This window comes from Dokdonia genika (genome assembly GCF_042652845.1).
In the GTDB taxonomy this organism is placed as follows: Bacteria; Bacteroidota; Bacteroidia; order Flavobacteriales; family Flavobacteriaceae; genus Dokdonia; species Dokdonia donghaensis.
Map to the genome: position 1 here is coordinate 142,491 of NZ_JBHSHB010000024.1, position 23,878 is coordinate 166,368.

Annotated in this window: 19 protein-coding genes; 8 read left to right on the forward strand and 11 right to left on the reverse strand. The window is 38.2% G+C overall.

Annotated features, from left to right (window positions below; all coding sequences use genetic code 11):
• Positions 1–3 precede the first annotated feature (3 nt).
• The 3 genes from ACFO5T_RS12860 (at position 4) to ACFO5T_RS12870 (ending at position 3,127) form a co-directional block, all read left to right on the forward strand.
• On the forward strand, positions 4–1,242 hold the full coding sequence (locus tag ACFO5T_RS12860; RefSeq protein WP_380035069.1) for an oligosaccharide flippase family protein: 1,239 nt from the start codon (positions 4–6) through the stop codon (positions 1,240–1,242).
• Positions 1,243–1,584: 342 nt separating this feature from the next.
• Positions 1,585–1,884, forward strand: coding sequence for a hypothetical protein (locus ACFO5T_RS12865; protein ID WP_380035072.1), 300 nt, complete (start codon positions 1,585–1,587; stop codon positions 1,882–1,884).
• Between the two features lie 40 nt (positions 1,885–1,924).
• The gene (locus ACFO5T_RS12870; protein WP_380035075.1) at positions 1,925–3,127 is read left to right on the forward strand and encodes a glycosyltransferase; all 1,203 of its coding nucleotides are present in this window, start codon (positions 1,925–1,927) and stop codon (positions 3,125–3,127) included.
• Here ACFO5T_RS12870 and ACFO5T_RS12875 read toward each other — a convergent pair whose 3' ends face one another.
• Genes ACFO5T_RS12875 through ACFO5T_RS12885 form a run of 3 tightly spaced genes read right to left on the reverse strand, consistent with a single transcriptional unit; the run spans position 3,128 to position 8,966 of the window.
• Positions 3,128–4,642 carry a cellulase family glycosylhydrolase gene (locus ACFO5T_RS12875; protein WP_380035078.1) on the reverse strand — a complete coding sequence of 505 codons (1,515 nt, stop codon included), beginning with the start codon at positions 4,640–4,642 and terminating at the stop codon, positions 3,128–3,130.
• Positions 4,639–5,838, reverse strand: a complete 1,200-nt coding sequence (locus tag ACFO5T_RS12880; protein WP_380035081.1) for a hypothetical protein — start codon at positions 5,836–5,838, stop codon at positions 4,639–4,641. The genes ACFO5T_RS12875 and ACFO5T_RS12880 overlap by 4 nt, the downstream gene beginning before the upstream one ends.
• Before the next feature lie 38 nt (positions 5,839–5,876).
• Positions 5,877–8,966: a hypothetical protein gene (locus ACFO5T_RS12885; protein WP_380035084.1), complete on the reverse strand. Its 3,090-nt coding sequence runs from the start codon at positions 8,964–8,966 to the stop codon at positions 5,877–5,879.
• 187 nt (positions 8,967–9,153) lie between these two features.
• On the opposite strand from ACFO5T_RS12885, the gene ACFO5T_RS12890 reads away from it, so the two are divergent.
• The 4 genes from ACFO5T_RS12890 (at position 9,154) to ACFO5T_RS12905 (ending at position 12,568) form a co-directional block, all read left to right on the forward strand.
• Positions 9,154–9,963, forward strand: a complete 810-nt coding sequence (locus tag ACFO5T_RS12890; protein ID WP_375253362.1) for a dolichyl-phosphate beta-glucosyltransferase — start codon at positions 9,154–9,156, stop codon at positions 9,961–9,963.
• A gap of 57 nt (positions 9,964–10,020) precedes the next feature.
• Complete coding sequence (locus ACFO5T_RS12895; protein ID WP_375253361.1) at positions 10,021–10,989, forward strand: type I phosphomannose isomerase catalytic subunit; 969 nt, start codon at positions 10,021–10,023, stop codon at positions 10,987–10,989.
• Between the two features lie 279 nt (positions 10,990–11,268).
• Positions 11,269–11,886, forward strand: coding sequence for a MarC family protein (locus tag ACFO5T_RS12900; protein WP_035324975.1), 618 nt, complete (start codon positions 11,269–11,271; stop codon positions 11,884–11,886).
• A gap of 70 nt (positions 11,887–11,956) precedes the next feature.
• On the forward strand, positions 11,957–12,568 hold the full coding sequence (locus ACFO5T_RS12905; RefSeq protein WP_380035088.1) for a hypothetical protein: 612 nt from the start codon (positions 11,957–11,959) through the stop codon (positions 12,566–12,568).
• Between the two features lie 10 nt (positions 12,569–12,578).
• Here ACFO5T_RS12905 and ACFO5T_RS12910 read toward each other — a convergent pair whose 3' ends face one another.
• Entirely contained in the window at positions 12,579–13,415 is an 837-nt protein-coding gene (locus tag ACFO5T_RS12910; protein ID WP_380035091.1) for a universal stress protein, read from the reverse strand.
• Positions 13,416–13,561: 146 nt separating this feature from the next.
• Here ACFO5T_RS12910 and ACFO5T_RS12915 point away from each other — a divergent pair, with 146 nt between their 5' ends.
• Positions 13,562–14,134 (forward strand): DUF6134 family protein, encoded by a 573-nt coding sequence (locus ACFO5T_RS12915; RefSeq protein WP_380035094.1) that lies wholly within the window; start codon positions 13,562–13,564, stop codon positions 14,132–14,134.
• 164 nt (positions 14,135–14,298) lie between these two features.
• Here the strand turns inward: ACFO5T_RS12915 and ACFO5T_RS12920 are convergent, their stop codons facing one another.
• The 7 genes from ACFO5T_RS12920 to ACFO5T_RS12950 are packed head-to-tail and all read right to left on the reverse strand — an operon-like array spanning position 14,299 to position 23,839.
• On the reverse strand, positions 14,299–16,263 hold the full coding sequence (locus ACFO5T_RS12920) for a heavy metal translocating P-type ATPase (RefSeq protein WP_380035097.1): 1,965 nt from the start codon (positions 16,261–16,263) through the stop codon (positions 14,299–14,301).
• Positions 16,264–16,274: 11 nt separating this feature from the next.
• The gene (locus tag ACFO5T_RS12925) at positions 16,275–16,481 is read right to left on the reverse strand and encodes a GDCCVxC domain-containing (seleno)protein (protein WP_013750614.1); all 207 of its coding nucleotides are present in this window, start codon (positions 16,479–16,481) and stop codon (positions 16,275–16,277) included.
• Positions 16,465–17,073, reverse strand: coding sequence for a mercuric transport protein MerTP (merTP, locus tag ACFO5T_RS12930; protein ID WP_013750615.1), 609 nt, complete (start codon positions 17,071–17,073; stop codon positions 16,465–16,467). The genes ACFO5T_RS12925 and merTP overlap by 17 nt, the downstream gene beginning before the upstream one ends.
• Positions 17,074–17,132: 59 nt before the next feature.
• Complete coding sequence (locus tag ACFO5T_RS12935; RefSeq protein WP_013750616.1) at positions 17,133–17,546, reverse strand: Fur family transcriptional regulator; 414 nt, start codon at positions 17,544–17,546, stop codon at positions 17,133–17,135.
• Complete coding sequence (locus ACFO5T_RS12940; protein ID WP_380035102.1) at positions 17,539–18,180, reverse strand: cation diffusion facilitator family transporter; 642 nt, start codon at positions 18,178–18,180, stop codon at positions 17,539–17,541. Before ACFO5T_RS12940 ends, ACFO5T_RS12935 begins: the two co-directional genes overlap by 8 nt.
• Positions 18,181–18,185: 5 nt before the next feature.
• Entirely contained in the window at positions 18,186–19,412 is a 1,227-nt protein-coding gene (locus tag ACFO5T_RS12945) for an efflux RND transporter periplasmic adaptor subunit (protein WP_380035105.1), read from the reverse strand.
• A 5-nt stretch (positions 19,413–19,417) separates the two neighbouring features.
• Positions 19,418–23,839 carry a CusA/CzcA family heavy metal efflux RND transporter gene (locus tag ACFO5T_RS12950; RefSeq protein WP_380035108.1) on the reverse strand — a complete coding sequence of 1,474 codons (4,422 nt, stop codon included), beginning with the start codon at positions 23,837–23,839 and terminating at the stop codon, positions 19,418–19,420.
• Positions 23,840–23,878: the final 39 nt, after the last annotated feature.

The window sequence follows — 23,878 nt, forward strand, 5'->3', positions numbered from 1 at the left end:
GCTATGATCGCTATACAACACAAAATCAAAAAGTTACTTACCCCGGAGCAAATATTTATGCTCAGTGCCTTTGTGGTAAATGGAGGAAACTACCTCTATAATTTAGGACTGGGTAGAGTATTAGGCCCTGGTGCCTTTGCAGATGCTGCTATACTCATCACCTTGCTGCTTGTACTATCATTTGTTGCAATGACTTTTCAGCTAGCAGTTGCAAAGTTTACAACGGAGTTTGACAAATCAAAACAAGAAGCATTTGTACAAAGAGCTTATAAACAAGCTACCACCTTTGGAATCATATTAGGTGCGGCTATTGTAGTTTTTGCAGGATCGTTGCAAACACTTTTTCAAACAGAGTCTTCTGTAATGTTTACCATTTTTGGAATAGCAGTCCCACTTTATTTCATAATGAGTGTAAACAGAGGAAACCTTCAAGGACGTAAATCCTTTATTGCATTATCTATCACCTACCAATTGGAAATGGTATGTAGACTCGCACTTACATTTGCATTATTACTTTTCTTCAATATAGAATCGTCTGTCGCGGTAGCTACAGCAATCGCCATCTCTTTTATTGCAGGTGTATTTCCATTTAAAAAATTAACGTCTAAAAAGGCAGTGCAATCTGCCCTTGCCTCAAAAGAGAGCAAGGCAGTTATGAACTTCTTTGTACTTACTGCGTGCTATGAGCTTACCCAGATTATTTGTAATAACAGTGATATACTCTTAGTAAAACACTATTTTCCATCTTATGATGCAGGGTTATATGCGTCTCTAGCCCTTATAGGTCGCGTAGTTTACTTTGTAACCTGGATGTTTGTAATGTTACTCTTACCTACGGTAGTATCTATGCGCAAGGAAGGTAAGAACTCTGTACCTGTACTTATGAAGTATGTAGGGTACATCACAGCCCTTGCTAGTGGTATTGTGTTATTTACATTTCTGTTTCCATCATTTGCAGTACAAATATTATTTGGAGAACAGTATATGTCTATTGCTCCATTATTAGGTTGGTATGCACTTGCGACATCTTTTTTTGCCCTATCAAACATTTTTGCCTACTACTATCTATCCCTAGATCATTATAAACCTATTGTAATTGCTGCCATTTTTGGAGTATTACAAATAGTGTTAATAATATTATTCCACGATTCATTGTTTGAAGTTGTTTTAGCCCAAGTAGTTGCAATGGGAAGTTTACTCATTGCTCAATTACTTTATTTCTGGAATATGCAAGTAAAGTAACAGTTTCCCCAAATTGTAGTTGCCCTCTTACATAAGCATTTGCTTTTGTGAGAGGGTTTTTGTTTTGCCTAACCCAAGCCTATTATGGAGGGCTATAAGATCCTTTTATATACTCCTTACCTATATCAAATCTCTATCTGGTGATATCTAATCTTAGTAGCTGCAGTATAGTAACTTAGCCTATGTGAGCTGTAATTGTAAGAAAGTGCAAAATCGTTTATCGAAGGTCAAATACCATTCGTCTATACTAACGGTCGAGTAAACGTTTTTCGTCCGCTTTCGCGAAAACAAAGGCCCATATTTGTACTATCAAAAAAACATAACTACTTAAAAACAAATATTATGGCACTAGAAATAAACAACATTTACGGAGTAACTTGTATCAAAGGAAAAGTATCAAACACACACGTACAAGAAGTAAAAGGATACTTTAAAGTACTATTATCTGTAGAAGATAATGTCATCATAAACCTATGTGAGGTTAAAAAAGGAGCAAAGAAACTAGTAAGAGTTTTAGAAAGCTTACAAGCCGAAATCTCTGAAGAAAAATCACTTAAGTTTTTCAGCTATCCAGAGCCAGCAGTTGCCGAATTATATGCACAACTTAATAAGCAATCTAACTATTATCAGGCAGCAGCATAAAACAAAACAAATTACAACAACAACATCAAATCTATATATTATGAAACTAGCAATCGTAACGGCCTATCCACCGAGCAAAGTAACTTTAAACGAATATGCATACCACTTAGTAAAGCACTTTCGTCAAAACCAAGAAGTAACAGAACTGGTACTTCTTACAGATGTAATTCCAGACCAAGCAGATATCACTTTTGAAGAAGATGGATGTGAGATTACAGTAAAGCAATGTTGGAAATTCAACAGCTTAAAAAATGTATTCTCTATCGCAAAAGCCGTAAGAGCTACTCAACCAGATGCAGTACTTTATAACCTACAGTTTATGAAGTTTGGAGATAAGAAGGTAGCTGCTGCGCTAGGATTGTTTTCTCCTTGGGTATCAAAAATGATGGGAGTAAAAACAACGGTATTACTTCACAATATAATGGAAACTGTAGATCTTGATAGTGCAGGTTTTACAAGTAATAAATTAAAAATAAAAGCATATAACTTCATAGGCGAGATGCTTACTCGTGTGGTACTTAAAGCAGATACTGTGGCGCTTACCATCAGTAAATATGTAGACATACTAGAAGAGAAGTATAACGCAAAAAATTGTGTACTGATCCCTCACGGTACCTTTGAGATTCCAGAAGAGCCATCTTATGATGTAGCACCAGGTCCTTTAAAAATAATGACGTTCGGAAAATTTGGAACGTATAAGAAAGTAGAGATACTTATAGAAGCTGTTCAAATCGTAAGAGAGCAAACTGGTCGTGATCTTGAGATCGTAATTGCTGGTACAGATAGTCCTAACACGCCAGGATACCTAGCAGAAGTTCAAGAAGTATATAAAAACGTTCCTAATCTTACATTTACAGGTTATGTAGAAGAAGAAGATGTACCTGTAATCTTTTCAGAAAGTGCGATGGTTGTTTTTCCATACACATCTACAACGGGAAGCTCAGGAGTATTACATCAAGCAGGAAGCTATGGTAAGGCAGTAGTAATGCCAGACTTAGGAGATCTTGGTATTCTTGTAAAAGAAGAAGGATACAGAGGTGAGTTTTTTAATCCAGAAAGTATGCACAGTCTTGCTACAGGAATCCAAACCCTTGTAACAAACGAAGCTTACAGAACAGAAATAGCAAAGGCAAATTATCAAGCAGCAACTGCATTACCTATGAGCCGTATTGCTCAAATGTATATAGATGTTTTTAATGGCACATCAAGAAGAACTAAAAACACCACATTAATGGCAGCATAATTACCGGTTCTTAATGACTAAATAGGCATCGTCTTTCACCCCAAATGTATTAACAATTCCAAAAAAAGCCTGTTTGTTCTTTCGCCACGGTAATCTACCAGCCACTTCACTCGGTATATCCCTAAAATCATAAAGTGTCCAAGAGAGATAGTGTATACTATCTCTTTTCTGGGTTTTATAAAACTCAGTATAATAAGCTGCTTGATCTTCTTCATCTGGGCCTATAGGATTCCATAAACCGTGATAAGCGGCAAGACCAAATTCTTGTAAAACCACAGGCTTACTAGTTACATCTGTAATTGATTTGTGAGCAGCACCTAGATCTTTGAGGTCTTTATAATAATGATAAGAGACTAGGTCTACTTTATTTTCTAGATGTAATGCTGCCTCTGGAGAAGACCAGCCTATAGTTACTGGATGCTCGTTGTCTAAGGTTTTTAGGTAATCTATCGTTTGATTCAGCCAAGATAAAACTTCACGTTGCCCGCGACTTTCATAATCTAGATTAGGCTCATTTTTTATATCCCAACCTAATAAAGCAGGATGGTCCTTTATATGTGTCACGATACTATATAGATGAGCATTTGTAATAGTCCAGTCTTGTATGCGATAATCTCCATAAAAGTCAAAAAGGGTGACCACAACCTTAAGATTTGCTGCTTGCGCTTCATCTAGAAGTGATGTGAGTTTCTCAAGCTTTTCTCGCGGAACACGCGCTTTGCCAAAATCCTCAAACCCCACAAAGACTCTTATAGAATTAAGCTTAAGATCATTAATAATTTTAAAATCTGCTGCAAGTGTGTCTTTACTAAACGTAGCACCAAAGGTATCCCAAGGGCTCCCTTGCGGATAATAGTTAATTCCTTCTAGCATTGCAAGATCAAGTGGAATGGCCTCTTTTTGAGCATCATCTACTGGATGTGAGGCTACTTTTTCAAAATGTCTCACTCTCCAGAAGCCATCTTCCAGTAGTAGTATGATTTTATAATCATCATTAAAAGAGCGCTCTACTAGAAATTGCTCATTTTTAAAAACTCGTTCTAAACCTGTGACATTGCGATCTGTAAGTACAACCAGTGTACCGTCTGCGCTATAAAATTCTAGCGAGAGGTGATGGGTGAGGGTCGTACTTTCTATATATACGTTTTCCTCATTGTTTAAGGTGATTAAGTCCTCAACCTTTCCGCGGGCTTGCTCTGTAAAATGATCAAAAACTCCAGCATTTTCACCTGTGTAAAAAGCTCGATTCTTTACATACCAAGCGTCTAGATAATCTTCTTCTATGCTTGTAAGATTTGCTTCTTCCATAGGTCTACCAGGATTCTCAATAGACTCCCACGTCACCTGAGGGACATAGTGACGCTCTTTTGTTTCATCTAGGTGAAGCATCTTACTTCTGTCTGCACCCGTGTTTAAAAAACCAATCACCTGACTGATACCAAAGAGGATACCTACATTTATGAGAATAAATCCAGCCAAAATTAAGATGCGATATAGCGTTTTATTGGTTTTCAATCTGTAATGGTGATTTTGTATGTAGCCTCGAGTCCTAGGGTCTCAATGTTGACATCATATGTTCCTGCGGGATAGTCTTCTTCTTTTAGATAAAAGACGGCAGATCCATTTTTGGTTAAGCCGTTGTAGGTGTTATTGTTTACAGTAATTTGAACGTCTATTCCATTTTGCACTAGCTGGCCTAGGTAGCTCGTAAGTGGGCCTACGGTTAGATTTCTTTCGGTGATTTGTGGTGCCGGGATGCTGTCTATGATAGCTGTAAACTCTTGAGTAATGCTTTTGCTCTGTGCAATGCCTGTCGCTGCTGCCCGTACATTCCAAGTGGTAGGGAAATGTGGGTGTAACGCTTTCGCGAAAGCGTACCCATTTATAGTACTCGCTGTAATCTGCCAGTGGGCACCTCTAGCATTTGTCATAAAAAAGGTGACGAGTGTCCCGTCTGTCATTACATTACCGTGTGCATCGCGTATTTGCGAACTATTAAATGTGATGATTTCATTACCATCTGCATAGTTGTGATTACTACTTGCGGTGATAGTAAAATCTTGAGCAACATCTGGAAATACATCTGCAACCAACTCCTTAGACGAAATATTTTCAATCGTACTTCCCGTACTTACTCGGCCGGTCTTGAGTGGAGCATAAATACGTTTCCACACAAAGCCAGATGTAAGCTCGTGAGATGTAGTTGTAATATTAGATTTAAACTGTGACTTGAGAGCCACTTCTGTATTATCTGGTAGCGTGTTATCTAATGTATCTGTCGGGATACTCACTAGCATCGTGTAGTCACGCACATTTGCAACAATACTACGTGGCCCAAGATAAGTTTCTACAGTGCCTAGTTGAGTAGCATTGGGCAGTAGTCTAAAACTTCCTTCTTGCGTAACCTTATCATTAAGATATAGGCTATAATTTACCACACCACTACGTTTTGTAAAACTAGGAGGAATATAAAACTGTGGTGTATTATTAATTGCTTCGGGCTCTATAACAATCGTAGCATAGGTACTAGAGAGAATGAGATAAGCCTGTCCAGCAGCAATAGTAGTGTCACCCATCGTGGTAATATAGATTCCCTTTTCTGTAACTGTTGTATCCTCTATGTTATTTATAGATAGTGTTATAGGTGTAGCTGTTACTTCAACGGGTTCTTCTTTACAACTAGAGATACCGAAGCATATGAGTATACTCAAATATAAAAGTAAATGCGATATGTGGGAATGGCGCTTCATTATTTTGGGTTACCTACATAGTTATTTGTGATGATGGTGATATATGCATACGGCATATTTGCTACAGGTATAAACGTACGGTTAGTTCCAGCATCATTGCGTTGAGGCACCACCTTATCAGAAATACTCTGGTTAGGTAGTCCATTTACAGAGGCCGTTGCTAGTCCAGATGCAACCTCTGTAGGTAATGCATCTTTATAAAGTACTTCAGAAAAAGGGCGTTTGCGTTGCTGGCGCACGCTCTCATCTATATACCTGCTTTCTACCCATAACAACTCCTTGTCTTCATTATAGTAACCTATGAGTAGTTGTGGTATGGTCGCTTCTTCTATACTTGTATTAAAGAGAAAACCATTTAAGGTTGTGTCTTTTTGTGTGACATTAAAAAGGTCTGCAGCTTGGTAAAGATCTGTTGTTGCTACGTTTGCGCTTACTTGTACCTCAAAGTTTACTGGGATATCTGTAAGATCTACCTCTGTAAATGTATCTGGCTCGTAGGTAGTAGGCTTTTCTTCTAGCGCAGATGCCCAAGCAATACCCTCAAAGTTTATACGATATAGCGTTGTTTCTTTAGGCAGTAGTTTATGCTTTACTACATCTTTTGCATTAAATCTTGCCAGCTCCTCATTTTCTTCATTATACAAAGCTCCTGTCACAGAGATATCTGCAGGGATATTATCTACATTTTGTATTTCGCCTACAATAGCATAGGTTGTGTCTAGCTGTACCAGTCTTGCAGAGAGTACCTCTACAACGGGCTGTTTAAGTACATCTTCGTGAAAGGTTTGCTCTGAGGTGACGGCACGCTTACCGTGATTATAATACCTAGTGCCACTTTGTATGAGTAATTGCTCTGGCGGGATGTCTGGATCTACCTTTTGAGGTATAATGTACCACTTGCTCTTCTTTTTAATGAGCTCTAGCTCATCTTGAGTTTGTATCTCCTTGAGGGGTGTAATCCAGGTAGCATCTACAACACCTTGTGCAGTTGTGTCTGTCTTAGGGGTTATATCTATGTGCAAGCTATCTAGCTTTGCATATGAACTTAACAGCCCATCTGAGACAGATATCTCAAGCATAAACTGTGAGAGTTTTTTATCACTCTCTGGATCAAGATAAGAGTGCGCACGCTCAAATTCTTTAAAATCTACAGCATCATAATAGGCCGTGACCACATTTCTTGCAGAGATTTGTGTGGTGTTTTTTACATAAAATAGATATCCTGCATAGGCTATTATAATGAGTAAAACAATCGTCCATAAAATAGAAGCCCAGTATAATAAGGAGGGTGCTCGCTTGTATTTAGCCGCAAATGCAATATATAAGGGAAGCTCATTTTTTCTATTAAAAGATCGCGTCCATAAGGCACCTAGATGCAATAGTATTGCGAGTATTACTGTTGAGAATGGAATGATGCCCCACATAAGTTTTAAAAATAGCGGTGCATCTTCTCTAGGGAGCACACTAGGTAAGGGAGCAATACCTGCTTTTTCCCAAACCATAATACCGTTTTCTAGTAAGCTCAATCTATGCCAGCCAGTAAAGTAGAGTAGTGGGTCATAAAATTTATCATTAGAAAACACATATTTTAAATGATACTTCTCTGGTACTGTAAGAAACTGTTGTAGCGAGCCTATTCCTTCTATACCTCTATATTTTGAGTTTTCGAGACGCTCTACCGCTCGTGTGGTAAGCTCTGGCAGCCTTCTAGCAGAGTGGTAATCTCCATCTACCGTGGTTGCCTTAGTTTGTGCAGAGAGCCACGCCATCTGGTCTCCAAAACCTAGTGGTAAGTATCGCCATTTATAATGCTCATCTTCATTTAAGAAGTTTACAATAGGCGTCATCTTAATTACATCAGGCTGGCTTGGTCTAAATTTTCCTAGGGTAATTGTAAAAATGGCAATAAAAATAAATAGTAGCGATAAAAATGCTCCAGATGCTCTATGCACCAGCGTTCCCCATTTTTCTTGCAAATAGTCCTTATAATCTCCCTCTACAAAGCGATAACAAAATTCGCCAAAAACCGGTAGCGCCATTATAGATGCCCATAATGTAAAGCGGTCTAGTGTAAGGATATTAAAGGCATTTTCGCCTAGCATTGCCAGCGGAATAGGTGTAGTACCACCAGTACCTAAAATAAAAAGTAACGTAAATGAGATGCCAAAAAATAGAAGGCGCTTGCTATAATATCTATAAAAAAAATAAGGAAGCAAGAACATTAAAAGTCCCCAAGGGATCACAAAGAACACCAGTCCAGAGGAGAGTACTTCAAGAAAGCTGTCACGCGACCCGTGCGGTATAGGCACCTGCGTGATGGGATTATTTTTAGTATTTACCCAGTACGGCAAGATACACGTGATGATAAGAAACAAGGAACATCCTCCAAATATGATGATGCGTCTTAGGTGGGTCCATACCGCTTTCGCGAAAGCGATAACAGTCACCTCCTTTGTACTATTAACCTTTTCTCTCGCAGCATCCATTACCACCATTCCTAACAGCGGAAATATGAAGAAAACCATACCAAAGATAGGAGTCACGTGATGTGAAGTAACCGTTACCGAGAGTAATGCCAGTGCTTTAAAGAGGTGTCGTTTGCGCGCAGTTTTTACCCAGAGATATATCTCCGGCAGGCAATGCATTAATACAGAGATACCTATAATGCTAGGAAGTTGCCCAAATATATGGAGCGTTTCTACAAAGGAAGAACTAAATACGGCTAGCACCGCAGCATAACCAGCGACCTTTTTATTAGGTATAAGCACCATCGTAAAGCGATACACTCCAGTAATAAATAGTACGACTCCCGTGAGGGCGACGGTAAACATACCAAATTTAAGACCACCTATGTAAGAGAGTGCTCCTATAGTTTGATGCACCAGTGGTGGGTATCCCATTACTGTAAAGCCAGTATACCAGCTATAACTCCACGGCTCAAACCAGTTAGTCGCATAGTGATTTGCAAAAAACAGGTGTATAAGAGCGTCATAAGTGCGCTCTACAGTAAAAAACATAGCCGTCCCGTGGAAAATCATTCCGAGGAGTACGGCACTTACTAAATATTTGTTAGTTCTAGACTGTTTCATTTGGGAGTGAAAAGATACCCTTTTTAATATTCTGATTCAAAGATAGTTCTTTCGATGAATGGTTCATCCTTCGACGAATGGTAACCGTCGATACAAAGAATCCAGCCATCGAAAATTCAAAAAAATAGCTGCAATCTGGAGGTATGTTTGTCTTGTAAAACAATAACAACACACAAAAACACACATTATGAAAACTGGAATAATCATCCCTTGCTACAACGAAGAAAAGAGACTTAACACAGAAGCATTTGTAAAATTCATTAAAGAAAACCGCGATTACCACCTATGTTTTGTAAACGATGGAAGTAAAGATAAAACGCTAGAGGTTCTTTATAGTATGAAAGAACAAGCGCCTAATGCAATAAGCATTGTAGATGTAAAAAAGAACTCTGGTAAAGCAACCGCAGTAAGAGCAGGAGCTAGATTCTTATACAGTAAGTCTACTATCTCTACGATAGGATTTATGGATGCAGACCTTTCTACAGACTTCAGAGATTTTAAGGACCTCGTTAAAACTCTGAAGACTGAGGGAAAGCTCGTAGTTTTCGGTTCTAGAAACGCTTTAGGAAGCGGTGAGATAGAGCGAAACTTTATGAGAAATATGTTTTCAAAATTTGTGAAGCAGTTTATCTTATTAATCTTAGGATTACCTATAAGAGACACGCAGTGTGGAGCAAAAGTATTTACAAGAAGCATCGTACCTGCAGTATATGATAATGCTTTTACTAGCAGATGGTTATTTGACGTAGAGATCTTCTTACGTCTTAAAAAGTACTTAGGTAAAGAAAACACGATGAACAAAATCTTTGAGCAGCCACTTATGAGATGGGTACACGTAGATGATTCAAAATTAGGAATGAAAGACGCTTTACAGATCCCTATGAATCTTACACAGATCTGGTTCAACTATGCTTTTCAAAGAAATACTGCAGCAAATATCATACCTACAAACTTTGCACTAGATACTATGACTCCAGAACTTTCTATAGCAGCATAATAAATACTGTTTCCTAGTCCCCATAAAACATCATTTATCCACATCAAATCTACTATTATGAACATCTATCCAATAAAATTTGAACCTATCCTTCAAGAAAAAATCTGGGGAGGATCAAAACTTCAGACGGTACTTAATAAGAAATGTACTAGTGATACGACTGGTGAGAGCTGGGAAATATCTGGAGTAGAAGGCAATATATCACAAGTAGCAAATGGAGATTACAAGGGTGAGTCATTAGTATCGCTTTTAGAAAACCACACTAGTGAGTTTGTAGGAGCTGCAAATTATGAGCGTTTTGGAAATGAGTTTCCGTTGCTTATAAAGTTTTTAGATGCAAAGACTAATCTTTCTGTTCAAGTACATCCAGATGATGAGATGGCTCAAAGAGATCATAACTCATACGGTAAAACAGAAATGTGGTACATAATGGATCACGAAGAAGAAGCAGAAATTATATTAGGTCTTAAAGATAAAAATGCAAATACAGAGATCTTACGTGATGTGACAGGAGATAATGTGTATGATATATTTAATAAAGAAAAAGTAAATCGTGGTGACGCTTATTTTATCCCGGCAGGAAAGATACACGCCATAGGAGCGGGGGTACTCGCAGCAGAAATACAGCAAACCTCAGATATCACCTATAGAGTATATGACTGGGATCGCACAGATAAGGAAGGTCAAAAAAGAGATTTACACCTTGACCAGTCTGTTGCAGCAACTAAGGAGTTTACTGAAGAATGTAAGAAAGAATGTAAAGTAGAAGATAATGTATCACAGAATGTTGTTGCTTGTGATTATTTTACAACAAATAGCTTTAATGTAAATAGTACATTTCAAAGATCATTTACTAACCTAGATTCATTTGTAATCCTTATGTGTGTTGAGGGTAGTGCATCTGTAACTGTAAATGGTAAAACTGAGATAGTATCTATGGGAGAAACACTCCTCTTACCAGCACAAAGTAAAGAGGCATATTTTTTTGCTCAGAATGCAAAATTTCTAGAAGTGTATATTGATTAATAAATTAAATCTATGATTTAGAAATCTTTGTAAACCTATAATGTACGTTGTTGTTATTGTAACATAAGATAGGTTGCATCATACAGAGAATAAGTAATAGATTATAAATAAATCCGCATCAACAATGTAGCGTTGTTTGCGGATTTTTTTGCGCTTTCGCGAAAGCGCACTACAGCACACTACATCTAAAATAATTTATAGTATTTTAGTCTATCCCACATAAGCTAACCGGTACTTGTGGGGGCAATGGTAAATTGCGCACACCCTAACCTCAATATAATGGAAGACCTTCTTACTTTTTCTTTAACCGTATTTACCAGTTTTTTTGCGATTACAAACCCTATATCAAATATGACAATCTTCTTGTCACTTACAGATGGTGCCAGTAAAAAGGTAAAAAAGGATATTAATAAGAGAGCAACGATTGTGGCCTTTATTATTGTAGCTCTGTTTGTACTATTAGGTAAGTTTATTTTTGAATTATTTCACATAACAATTCCAGCTTTTAAAATTTTTGGAGGGATACTCGTCTTTCTTATAGGTTTTGATTTACTTCAGTCTAAGAAATCTAGTGTTAAACACCTTAAAACTGTAGATGTAGATGAAAATATTGCAATATCACCACTAGCAATACCTATTATCGCGGGACCAGGTACAATTGTTACTGCAATGAACTCTGTTGCAGATGCGAGCTATATGCAAATAGGTCTTGTAATTTTAATTTTTGGGCTTATGTGCTTATTGACATATATCACATTTCGCGCAAGCGATTTTATCGTAAAAGTCTTAGGTAATAATGTGATCTCTGTGATAGGTAAGATTATGGGATTAATCATTGGTATAATAGGTACTGGGATGATTATCGAGGGAATTAAAATTTCGTTTAATTTATCATAAGTAAGCTCGTTCTAAACGTGAGTTGTGAGATATAATGTAAATTATAGTACTAAAAATCAATCCTCAGATTATGAAAATAGCAATGCGTTATGTACTTGTTCTACTTTCTTTAAGCAGTTGTACATCAAGTAAATTATTACCTTCTCAATATGTTTCTGACGCTTTTAAGGAGGCAAGTCTAGATCGTATTCTCATTTTTGGAAATACAGAAGATAAAGAGCTTCAAAACAGATTTGAAAACAAGATGGCTGTTATAATGCAGGCAGAAGGTATCGTTCCTTACAAAATGCACGAAGTTTTTCCAGATGTAGTCTATAAAGAAGAACGTACTCAAACAGAGATAGAACAGTTTATTGTAAACTGCAAATCAAAAAATATTGACAAGATTCTTTTTGCCTCACGTAAGTCTATGACTGTAGATACGGTACTATCAAAGTCACTGCGTAATTATATGAACTCCCTAGAACCACTTAGAATGGGGAGCTCGTCTTCACAAGATCTTTCATATGATAAAAAAGAAATTGTCACCTATATCATTGAGGCAGCGGTATATGATATTGCCTCAACCTCAGAAGATAAGCCTATTGCTACAACTACCTTAAAAGCTGTTGCACCAAAATCTCTAGATGACCTAGAAAACAAGTTTATAAAAGCAGTAGAAAAACTATTTAAGAGGAGATAAATATATAGAGCTACTCATCTTTACTTTTAATTATATAGAAAGGAATTGCCGTCTTGCTTCCTAGCTTACTTACTACTGGCTCGTTTATAAGTTTCTCTATAAAGTTATGTTTGTATACAATCATTACTAACATATCGATATTAAGATCCTCTATAAAGGAGCTTATAAGCATTCGCTTTTTTGCAGTTGCTTCTACATAATTAATAACTGTTTCAATAGGGTGTAATAATCGCTTTAGGGAATTTAAATTACTGTGTTGTTCTTCATTCAGACTCTGCTCATCGCCTATATGTAGTATTTGAATTGTAGTATCGTCTAGTGCAGATATTTTTTTTAATGGAGCAATATCATTATCAAAAGAGCGTGTAAGATCTGTGGGAAAGGCTATTTGCTGTAATGGTTTAAATTGATAATTATCTGGTATAATAAGTACGTCACATTGTTTAGTGTTTTTGACAACCTTAATGGTATTACTCCCAAAAAATAGTTCTTTTGCTCCTGTAGCTCCTTTGGTGCCCATTACAATAAGGTCAATGTTATGTTGGTTAATGCTAGCTTCAATACCATTAAGTAGTGAAGTATCTGTGTGCATAGCCTTAAAAGTATGTCGCACGTTTTTATGTGATTGTGCTATTTGATCTTTATAAGCAGACAATTTTTTTTCTGACACTTCCTTCAGCTCTTGTACGTAATGTGAGGTGATAGTTGCTCTATTGCTATCTGTAGGGAAAGACCACGCGTGAAATATATAAAATGTGCAATCTTCTTGTGCATATAACTTAATTGCATACTGTATTGCACTTAATGCATTGTTAGAAAAATCGGTAGGTAGTAATATAGATTTCATAAGTTTATTTTTCTCAAAATTATGACCATCTTAAAAACTCTAAAATGACATTGGTCAGTGTTTAAAACTTATATATACTGGTAATTTGTATCACACCTTACAATTCATAATACATAGCTATGCGTTATTATATTTCTCTAATTTGTATGCTAGTTAGCTCTTGGTCTACAAGTGCTGCACAAGTAGAAAACCGCTACTTTGATATTATACATAACAATAAAGTTATAGGGAGTTTAAAAGCCGAAAAAACCATAGATGACAACAAAACTCTTTACCAGAGCACCACAAATATTACAGCAACGATTATATGGGAAACACAAATAAACTATAATTATAAGGTGTTATTTGAGGGTGGGCTACTACAAACCTCAGACGTTGATATATTTGTAAATGATAAACCACGTGCTCAGACATATACAAGAAAACAAGACAGCCTTTTTATAATCTCTAGAGATAATAAAAGGCCTCAGATCTATAAAGAACCTATTAATTATGCGACCATCCAATTATATTTTGAAGAACCCACAGCTATAACAAGCTGTTATTCTGAGCAGGATGGAAGTATTAATAAACTAGTAGCGCTGGGTAATCATTCGTATAAAAAGGTAAATGCCAAAGGCCGAGAAAACCTTTACTTCTATAAAGATGGGAGACTTATAAAAGCAAGTATAGACGGTGGGATTATACAATTTGAACTCGTAGCCACGGCTAAGATGTAAAAGTTCAATTATAAGAATGTGTAGAAATAAAAAAAACCTTACAATCATTTGATTGTAAGGTTTTTGTGAACTCAACGGGACAGAGTTCGAACTTTTTGAAGAGTGATATTTCTTTAATACTCTCAAAATCAATGCTTATTGAAAATACTATTAGATTGTAATGTTTACTCCCACTTCATTTTCTGCAATCGAACAGCATTGAGAATAGCCAGCAATGCTACACCTACATCTGCAAAGACTGCTTCCCACATTGTGGCGAGACCTCCAGCGCCTAATATTAATACAATAACTTTCACGCCAAAGGCAAGTATGATATTTTGCCAAACAACCCGACGTGTAGAACGGCCTATTTTTATCGCTCTTGAGATTTTACTGGGTTGATCTGTTTGTATAATAACATCTGCGGTTTCAATAGCCACATCGCTACCAAGACCGCCCATCGCGATTCCTACATCACTAGCCGCAAGTACAGGCGCATCATTAATACCATCACCTATAAAAGCCACCTTAGTATCTGGTTGCTGTTTTAATTTTTCCACCTCATTGAGTTTGTCTTCTGGAAGCATTCCACCTTTTGCCCAGTCGATGCCTAATTCTTTTGCTACTTCTTGAGTGATAGAATCCTTATCTCCAGAAAGCATAATTATCTTATCGATTCCTGCTGCCCTTATTTCTTTGATCGCTTGATGCGCATCGTCTTTCAATTCATCGGCGATTGTTACATAACCTGCAAATGCGCCATCTATACCTACCATCACTATAGACTCAACAATGTTGTCTGTTTCTGCTGGAACTTCTATCTGATGTGCTGTCATCAATGCTTTGTTCCCAACTAAGACTGTTTTTCCATTTACGCTACCTTTCAAACCTTTACCTGCAATTTCAGAAACGTCTGTAGCGTTATAATCTACTCCTTCAGCCTTATATTCCATAATGGCTATTGCTATTGGATGCGTGGATTGCTCTTCCATTGCCATTAGGTATTTCATAAATTCTGCTTTCGCGAAAGCGGAACCAGTAACAATTTCTTTAATCTTAAATACTGCTTTAGTGACCGTTCCCGTCTTATCCATCACTACGGTATTAACTTGAGTCATTGCATCGAGAAAGGACGCACCCTTAAAAAGAATACCATTACGTGAAGCAGCTCCCAAACCACCGAAATAACCTAGCGGTATCGAGATAACCAAAGCACAAGGACACGAAATCACGAGGAATATCAATGCACGATATAACCAATCTCTAAACACATAATCATCTACAAAAAAGTAAGGAAGAAACGTCAGTCCGATGGCAAGGAATACAACGATAGGCGTATAAATCCGCGCAAATTTTCTAATGAACAATTCCGTTTTTGATTTTCTAGCAGTTGCGTTTTGCACCATATCGAGAATACGTGCAATGGAACTGTCCTTAAATTCTTTTGTTGTTTCAACTTCAATAACTCCATCGAGATTAATACTTCCAGCAAAAACACTATCGCCTTTAGCAATTGTATCAGGCTTGCTTTCACCTGTCAAGGCCGCAGTATTAAAAGATCCCTTTTCAGAAAGCAGAATACCATCTAGTGGGACTTTTTCGCCCACACGCACTTGTATCTTTTCGCCAATTTCAACTGTCTCGGGATTTACTGAAACATAATCGCCATCACGATAAACTAATGCCTCATTTGGTCTTACATCGAGTAGGGCTTTTATATTTCCTTTTGCACGGTTAACGGCCGCATTTTGGAAGAGTTCGCCCACAGCATAAAACAGCATTACGGCTACCCCTTCTGGATATTCTCCAATCGCAAATGCACCCAAGGTGGCAATGGACATTAAGAAAAATTCTGTAAAGACGTCTCCACGCATAATACTTTTCCAACCTTCTTTAATAACTGGAAAACCTACAGGTAAATAAGCAATGGTGTACCAAACAATCCGTACCCAACCTTTAAAGGCTGGAATGGCATCAAAATAATCAACAGCTATGCCTAGAATAAGCATTACAAAGCTTACTATCGCAGGGATGTACGTTTTAAATGCACTTCCATCTCCGTGATCGTGATTGTGACCATCATCGTGAGAATGTTCGCCTTGATGTTCTTTTGGGTCTATGTCACGTAAGTTTACTTTTTTCTTTTTCATCTAATTTTGTGTTAGCAACAACTTTTGTTTTGTTGAATTGGTGGACAAGGAACGGTTCCGTATGAGCAATACACGCAGCAATCTCCTTCCTTTGGTTTGAGAACTATTTTACAATCCTTACATTCATAAAAGAACTGACAGGCATTTGTTGGCATATTTTCTTCTTTTTTATAACCACAGGCTGGGCAAGTGATTTCCGATTTAAATATGGTTTGCATCAATTTTATTTTTATCAGTTACTTTATAACCTGTAGCATTAATTGCTTTCTCAATTTCCGTTTCGTTCGTTTTAGTTTTATCATACTTAATAATTGCGTTAGCATTTTCGTATGATGTTTTTGAATTTACAATTCCGTTGAGTTTATTTACTTCGTGGTTTACGTGTGCTTCACAACTGGCACAGGTCATACCGCTTATTTTATACTCTGTTGTTTTGATATTTGAGTTATTAACTATTATGATTTGTTTTTCGGTTTTTGGATATAACATACTTGAGTAGTATGGGAAAGCCAACATCACAATTGCAAATGCCGTTACAATACCTAAAAAGGTTTTTGAATACATAAATTTTGGTTTTTCATCCGTTTCACATTCGCAGTCTATTTCTTTTTCTGGTCTCAATTTTTGATACCAAGCAAACAGAAGAACTAATATTGTTAGCCCTATTAAGTAAGGTCTAAATGGTTCTATCCAAGAAAAAGTTGAAGCTACACCACTTGTTCCTGCAATTAATGCCAGAACAGGTGTGATACAACACAATGAAGCTGTGATTGCTGTTAGGATACTTGTAACCGCTAGTTTATTTTTCATTTTAGTTAATTCGTTAAGTACAAAAATGCAAAAAATAGTTGCGCAACTGTTGTGCAATGTCAACTACTGCACTTTTCACAAACACCTGTCACAACAAGATTTACATCTTCGGCTACGTAGCCATCTGGAAGGTTGATGTGTGGTATTTTATGTTCTGTCAAGCAAACAGTTTCATCACAATTACTGCAATGAAAATGCAAGTGTAAATCTTGATCTATCTCGCAATTGCAACCTGGCTCACAAAGTGCGTACTTAGTGATACCGGTACCATCTTCTATTTGGTGTACAATACCGTTCTCTTCAAAAGTTTTTAATGTTCTAAAGATGGTAGATCGTTCCGCTTTCGCGAAAGCGGTCTCTATATCAAGCAAAGCCAGTGCAATCTTTCGTTGAGCCAGATATTTGTAGATCAAAATGCGCATTGCGGTAGGACGCACCTTATGATCGCTCAATGTTTTTTCTATTTCAGTCATTTTTCGCGATGTTATAATTGATGTTTCTGGCTTTGTTGTAGGCTTCCCAGCCTTCTTTTGCCGCATAGGGCACGATAAGCAATGCTGCCACAGGGTCTGCCCACCACCAGCCTAACCAATTGACCAATAGTAAACCTATAAGTACGACCACGGTCTGGTACAAGCAAATAAAGGTATCCTTGGCATCGGCCAGTAAGGCAGGACTGTCCAGTTTCTTTCCATATTTTCTTTTGAAATAGATCAGGATAGGATTTACAACCAGGGAAACCAATAATATGATCAGTCCCATCGTACTCCAGTTTGCAGTTTCTTGATTTATAAGTTTTGTAATGGAGTCATACGAAATGAAAACACAGATGAGCGTAAATGAAATTGCAATTACATTAAGAGTAACTTTTTGTCTTCGTTTTACTTTTTCTTCATCAATACCTTTAATCTCGCCGTGTAGTCGCCAGCCTAATGTTCCCGCACTTACGACTTCAATTGTGCTGTCTAATCCCCAACCAATCAATGCCGAACTATTGGCCGTAAATCCTGCTATAAGCGAGACCACTACTTCAATAACATCATAAATAACGTTCCAAATCTGTAGTGTTCTGGCTTGTTTAAGATTATTTTTTCTTGTCTTATCCATAGTAATTAATGTTCGTGTTCAGTTTCTCCCTTTTTCATTTCTCCCATCAGGTAATAGGCATTGTTGAATGCAAAACGTGTGTTAGGATCTGGGGTTTCAAAAAAGCGTATGGCTATCCAGTCGCCATCTTTCTCGCCTGTTGTAACCTCTACTGGTTTAAAACTCCAAGCATCGCCTTCTTTTTGCGCTGTAAATACATAATTCTTTCCAGCTTCTGTAACTATGGCACTTTCAGGTAGTGCAGTAGTCTGTTGGTAATCAACTTCAATTTTACCTTTTATATACATACCAGGGATAAGACCACCTCCTTTATTCTCAATTTCAGCGTGAACGTGAACCGCTTTTGGATCTTGCTCAAAAGTTTGACTAACCGAATAAATTTCGGCTTCCAGCTCTTTTCCTGGCCTCGATTGAATACTGAAACGTACTTTTTGGCCTTTCTTCACTTTGTCCACATCTTTTTCAAAAACCATTAAATCTGCGTGCACGTGGTCTGTATCTACTATTTGCATTAAGTTGGTCTGTGGCTCCACATATTGCCCAGTCTTTATAAATACTTTTTCTACGACACCTGCTATGGGACTGCGCAATGCCACACTCTGATAGATTGTACCATTGCGCACACCACTCGTATTGATGTTGTACTGTCGCAACTGCGCTTCAAGCCCTTTTACCATTGCGGTAGATGACTGATAGTCTGCCGTTGCTTTTTGGAAATTCATTCCTGATGCTACACCAGCTTCATAAAGTCTTTTTTGACGTTCATATTCCTGTTTCAGAAATTTACTATTGCTGTAAGCGTTCAAATAATCTGATTGAATCTGGATGATGCTGGGATGTGATAAATAAGCCACCGCTTGATTCTTTTTGACTTCGTCTCCTTCTATAACCTCTATGGATGCCACATTTGCTCCTGCAAGCGCGGTAATATTTGCTTCGTTTTGGGGTGGTACTTCCAGCGTACCGTTTGCTTCTACATAACCACTCATATTGCGTTGCGCGAGCGTGTCAATTTCCATTTGTAAGGCATCAAACTGCTGTGCCGTGAGCATTACTTCTTGAGCTTCGCCTTCGTTAAGGTTTTCTTGACCGGTCTCACCCTCAGAATTGTTTTCTTCTGTATCAGAATGGGTGGCTTCATCGTGGCCATCTTCAGATTTTGTGTCGCCACAGCTGAGTAATGTCAATGCAAAAAACATTGCGGTAATCGGTATATATTTTATCGTTTTCATCTTTTTTAGTTTTGGAAATATTGTAAATCAAACAGGGCTTCTAAATATTTATCAAGTGCATCGAGCGCGTCCATTTCGGTCTGTATGGCATCACGTATAATTTGCGTGAATGCTGCATAATCAAGCGCACCTTCTTTGTAGGCGAGCAATGCGCCTTTGCGCTGGTCTATGGCAAGTGGCAGAGCTTCGGTTTTATAGAAAAACCAAGTATCTCGCCATCGTGTATAATTTTGCTGTGCTTGTGTATATTGGGATTGCAGCTCGCGTTGTTTGAATGCGGCATTGGTTTCTGCAATCTGTGCATCGAGTTTAGCAGCCTTTGCACGACTACGGACAGGTCCAGAAAACAGTGGTATGGAAATCCCAGCTTGATAGGTATAAAAACCACTATCGCCATTGACACGTTGCAGGCCACCTTGCAGATTAAACTGGGGCAGTAAATTTGCCCTTGCTGCGTCATAGCTTGCTTGTGCTTCGTCTATACGCTTTCGCGAAAGCGATAACTCAGGATGATCATTCAATGTATTATCAGACTCTAAAATTGAAATTTCACTAGCTCCCAATTCATCAGAAACGCCGTACATCGCATCTGGTGTCAACCAAAGGTTGAGCTTTTGCAAGGCGATGAAATAGTCTGTTTCTGCCTGCTGAAACTTATTGTTAATTTGTAGTGCTTGATTGCGCGCAGCAGCATATTCCAGTCTTGAAATGGCTTCCACTTCATAATTGAGTTCTACAGATTGTGCAAACTGATCATAAATGCTGTCCAGTTCTCGGTACAAAACAAACTTCTTCTTTGCCTGAAAAGCTTCTGACCAGGCCTTTTTGACTTCCCGTTCTATCTGGATTTCCGAAAGGTCAAGAGCTGTTTCGGCTAACTGGATGCGTTGTTGTTGCAAACGTTTTTTAGCACCTATTCCCAATAGATCAATATTTTGTTGACCGATACCTATCAAGGTATAAATGCCCTGACCATCTGCCACTTCTTCGCCACCTGTAAATACTTTAGTATTACCGAAGTCATAGGCATTGCCCGTGAGTGCGCTCTGTCTTTCTATTTCGAGTTGGCTCGTCTTGAGTGCTGGATAATTCTCTTTGGCAATTTCTACAGCCCGAGATAAGGTAATGGGTGTAATGCTATCCTGAACAATGAGGTCTGGCACAGGTGCTTGTGTTTGTTGCGCTTTCGCCAAAGCGGTACCACCTAACATAAAACCAAGTATTAAAATCGTGGTCAATGCTTGCGGATTAAACGAACCAATCTTGTTCTGGTCTTTGCGCTCACGTCGCTTTTCTATAAAGATATAGAGTACAGGAAGTACTATCAACGTGAGTAGGGTGGCCGTAAGCATCCCACCAATAACTACCGTAGCGAGCGGCTGTTGGACTTCTGCACCGGCCGATGTGGAAAATGCCATAGGTAAAAAGCCGAAAATATCAGTGGTGGCCGTGAGCATAATGGGACGAATACGTTCTTTAGTCCCTTGAAATATTCTATCCTTTATACTTATCACACCTTCTTCTTTTAAGGAATTAAATCGGTTTATAAGTACCAGTCCGTTAAGAACTGCAACACCAAATAGCACAATAAAGCCGACACCTGCCGAAATACTAAATGGCATATCCCGCAACCATAGGGCAAACACACCACCGATGGCCGCCAAGGGAATCGCTATGTAAATCATTAGCGATTGTGAAAAGGATTTTAAGGCAAAGTACAGCAGTATAAATATTAAAAACAGGGCGATGGGCACAACGATTATCAAACGATCCTTTGCGCTTTGTAGATTTTCAAACTCGCCACCATAGGTAATATAATAGCCTGATGGCAAGTCCAGTTCTTCATCTAATTTTTGCTGAATATCTTTTACTACAGACTCCACATCCCTGCCTCTTGCATTTACACCTACGTAGGTTCTTCTATACGTATTGTCACGTGAAATTTGCATAGGTCCAGGGACGTATTCAATTTCGGCTATTTCGATAATGGGTATCTGATTGCCATCCTTAAGATCGATATACATATTGCGTAGGTCATCGATACTTTTTCTATGGCTTTCATCAAATCGTACCACGAGATCAAATCGTTTCTCGCCTTCAAAAATTACTCCTGCGGTTCCCCCAGCGAATGCGGTACTTATGTAATCATTTACTTTTTGAATATCCAGTCCATATTGCGCCATTTTATCACGCTTATATTTTACGGTCATCTGTGGTAATCCTGCAGTTCGTTCTGCACTCACATCACCAGCGCCAGGAACGGTCTGTATAATCGCTGCCATTTCCTGAACCTTTTGTGATAACACCTCTAAATCTTCGCCATACAGCTTTACCGCAATATCTTCTCTTACACCTTCTAACAGCTCGTTAAATCGTAACTCTACTGGTTGTGTAAAGACTAAATTCACACCTACGAGTTCTTCATCTAATTTGTCTCTAATGGCATCTATCAAACCTTCTTTAGTAGTAGCTGTTGTCCACTGGTCCATATTCTTGTTTAGGATGATGTACATATCTGCAATATCCATAGGCATAGGATCGGTAGGAATATCTGCAACACCTATACGAGCTGTGACTGTTTTAATTTCAGGGAAATTTTCTAATAGGATAGTTTCTATTTTCTTGGAAACTTCAATAGATTCGGATAATGAACTTCCTGGTCTAATGAGTGCTTGCATTGCTAGATCTCCTTCATCAAGCTGGGGCACAAATTCTCCACCCATATTAGAAAAGATAAAACCAGCAATAAGAAGTAATACGGCAGCAGCTGATAAAACAATAAGTTTTAGTTTAAGGGCTCCCTTTAATAATGGCATATATGCACTATGAATAGCACCTATAATTTTATCACTTATTTTTTCGAGCCAGCGCTCAAACCTGCCGAACCAGTTTTTGGTATTTTGTACTGGTTTCATAAAAAGCGCTGCCATCATAGGCACATACGTGAGACACAAGATGATGGCACCTATCATTGCAAACCCAAAGGTGTATGCCATAGGTTTAAACATTTTACCTTCTACACCAGTTAGAAAAAGTATAGGCGTAAAAACGATGAGGATAATTATCTGTCCAAAAAAAGCAGAACCCATCATCGTGGTTCCGGCATCATAGGCTACTTTATCCATTACGCCTTGATTGAATTTTAGCTTTCCAGACCTAATCCGTTTTTGGATCTCATACACCGTTCCTTCTATAATAATCACGGCACCATCTATAATAATCCCAAAGTCTATAGCTCCCAAGCTCATTAAGTTTGCCCATACATTAAATTGCTTCATTAATATAAAGGCAAAAAGCAAGGACAACGGTATGGTCGTGGCCGTTATGATGCCACCTCTTAAACTACCCAACAATAAAACAAGGGCAAATATCACGATTAGGGCGCCTTCCAGTAAATTGGTTTTAACGGTATCGGTCGTTCTGGCAATTAGCTCACTACGATCAATGATAGGGGCGATAGTAAGACCTTCTGGCAGGGATTTTTCAATTTCTGCCATACGATTCTTAACATTTTGAATAACCGCATTAGGGTTTGAACCTTTTAGCATCATTATTATTCCTCCCACGGCTTCCTTACCGTCTTGCGTAAAAGCACCATAACGTACCTGATTCCCAAAATGGACGCGTGTTGCAACATCTCCAATAGTTACGGGAATGTTGCCTTCGTTGATAATCGAGATATTCTTGATGTCTTCCAAAGAGCGAATAAGACCTTCACCTCTTATGAAATTTGACATTTTATTTTTTTCTATGTAAGCACCGCCTGTATTCACATTGTTCCGAGCGAGAGCCTCATACACTTGTGAAATACTAATACCCAAACTATTCAACTTATCTGGGTTGACAGCGACCTCGTACTGTTTAATACTGCCTCCATAAGAGTTGACCTCTACCACGCCTTCCAGTAATGTGAGTTGTCGTTTGATAACCCAATCTTGCACGGTGCGCAGTTCCATAGGCGAATACTTGTTTTCAAAACCCTCCTCTGGCTTTATAGTGTATTCATAGATTTGACCTAAACCAGTAGAGATGGGACCCATAGATGGACTTCCAAATTTTTCAGGGATAGATTCGCCCAGTTCGTTTAGTTTTTCCTGTACCAGCTGTCGAGGAAGATAGGTTCCCATATCGTCTTCAAAAACGATGGTTACTACAGAGAGTCCGAAACGTGAGATAGATCTTATTTCTGTAACGCCGGGTAAATTACCCATAGATAGTTCTACGGGATAGGTCACGAACTGTTCAATATCTTCCGTTCCCAGATTGGGCGATTGCGTGATGACTTGCACTTGATTATTGGTAATATCTGGCACAGACCCAAGATTTACCGTTGCCATTGACCAGATACCGACACCTACAAGAGTCAAGGTAAACAAGCCAATAATAAATTTGTTATTGATTGAAAAATCAATGATTCTGTTAATCATAGATTAATGTATTAATTCAGTTAAAAAACGAGTTTGCGT

Bases quoted from the DNA above. Each gene is read 5' to 3' on its own strand.
- ACFO5T_RS12860 (WP_380035069.1), top strand. From the start codon at position 4: ATGATCGCTATACAACACAAAATCAAAAAGTTACTTACCCCGGAGCAA.
- ACFO5T_RS12865 (WP_380035072.1), top strand. From the start codon at position 1,585: ATGGCACTAGAAATAAACAACATTTACGGAGTAACTTGTATCAAAGGA.
- ACFO5T_RS12870 (WP_380035075.1), top strand. From the start codon at position 1,925: ATGAAACTAGCAATCGTAACGGCCTATCCACCGAGCAAAGTAACTTTA.
- ACFO5T_RS12885 (WP_380035084.1), bottom strand. From the start codon at position 8,966: ATGAAACAGTCTAGAACTAACAAATATTTAGTAAGTGCCGTACTCCTC.
- ACFO5T_RS12890 (WP_375253362.1), top strand. From the start codon at position 9,154: ATGAAAACTGGAATAATCATCCCTTGCTACAACGAAGAAAAGAGACTT.
- ACFO5T_RS12895 (WP_375253361.1), top strand. From the start codon at position 10,021: ATGAACATCTATCCAATAAAATTTGAACCTATCCTTCAAGAAAAAATC.
- ACFO5T_RS12900 (WP_035324975.1), top strand. From the start codon at position 11,269: ATGGAAGACCTTCTTACTTTTTCTTTAACCGTATTTACCAGTTTTTTT.
- ACFO5T_RS12905 (WP_380035088.1), top strand. From the start codon at position 11,957: ATGAAAATAGCAATGCGTTATGTACTTGTTCTACTTTCTTTAAGCAGT.
- ACFO5T_RS12910 (WP_380035091.1), bottom strand. From the start codon at position 13,415: ATGAAATCTATATTACTACCTACCGATTTTTCTAACAATGCATTAAGT.
- ACFO5T_RS12915 (WP_380035094.1), top strand. From the start codon at position 13,562: ATGCTAGTTAGCTCTTGGTCTACAAGTGCTGCACAAGTAGAAAACCGC.
- ACFO5T_RS12920 (WP_380035097.1), bottom strand. From the start codon at position 16,263: ATGAAAAAGAAAAAAGTAAACTTACGTGACATAGACCCAAAAGAACAT.
- ACFO5T_RS12925 (WP_013750614.1), bottom strand. From the start codon at position 16,481: ATGCAAACCATATTTAAATCGGAAATCACTTGCCCAGCCTGTGGTTAT.
- merTP (WP_013750615.1), bottom strand. From the start codon at position 17,073: ATGAAAAATAAACTAGCGGTTACAAGTATCCTAACAGCAATCACAGCT.
- ACFO5T_RS12935 (WP_013750616.1), bottom strand. From the start codon at position 17,546: ATGACTGAAATAGAAAAAACATTGAGCGATCATAAGGTGCGTCCTACC.
- ACFO5T_RS12940 (WP_380035102.1), bottom strand. From the start codon at position 18,180: ATGGATAAGACAAGAAAAAATAATCTTAAACAAGCCAGAACACTACAG.
- ACFO5T_RS12945 (WP_380035105.1), bottom strand. From the start codon at position 19,412: ATGAAAACGATAAAATATATACCGATTACCGCAATGTTTTTTGCATTG.
- ACFO5T_RS12950 (WP_380035108.1), bottom strand. From the start codon at position 23,839: ATGATTAACAGAATCATTGATTTTTCAATCAATAACAAATTTATTATT.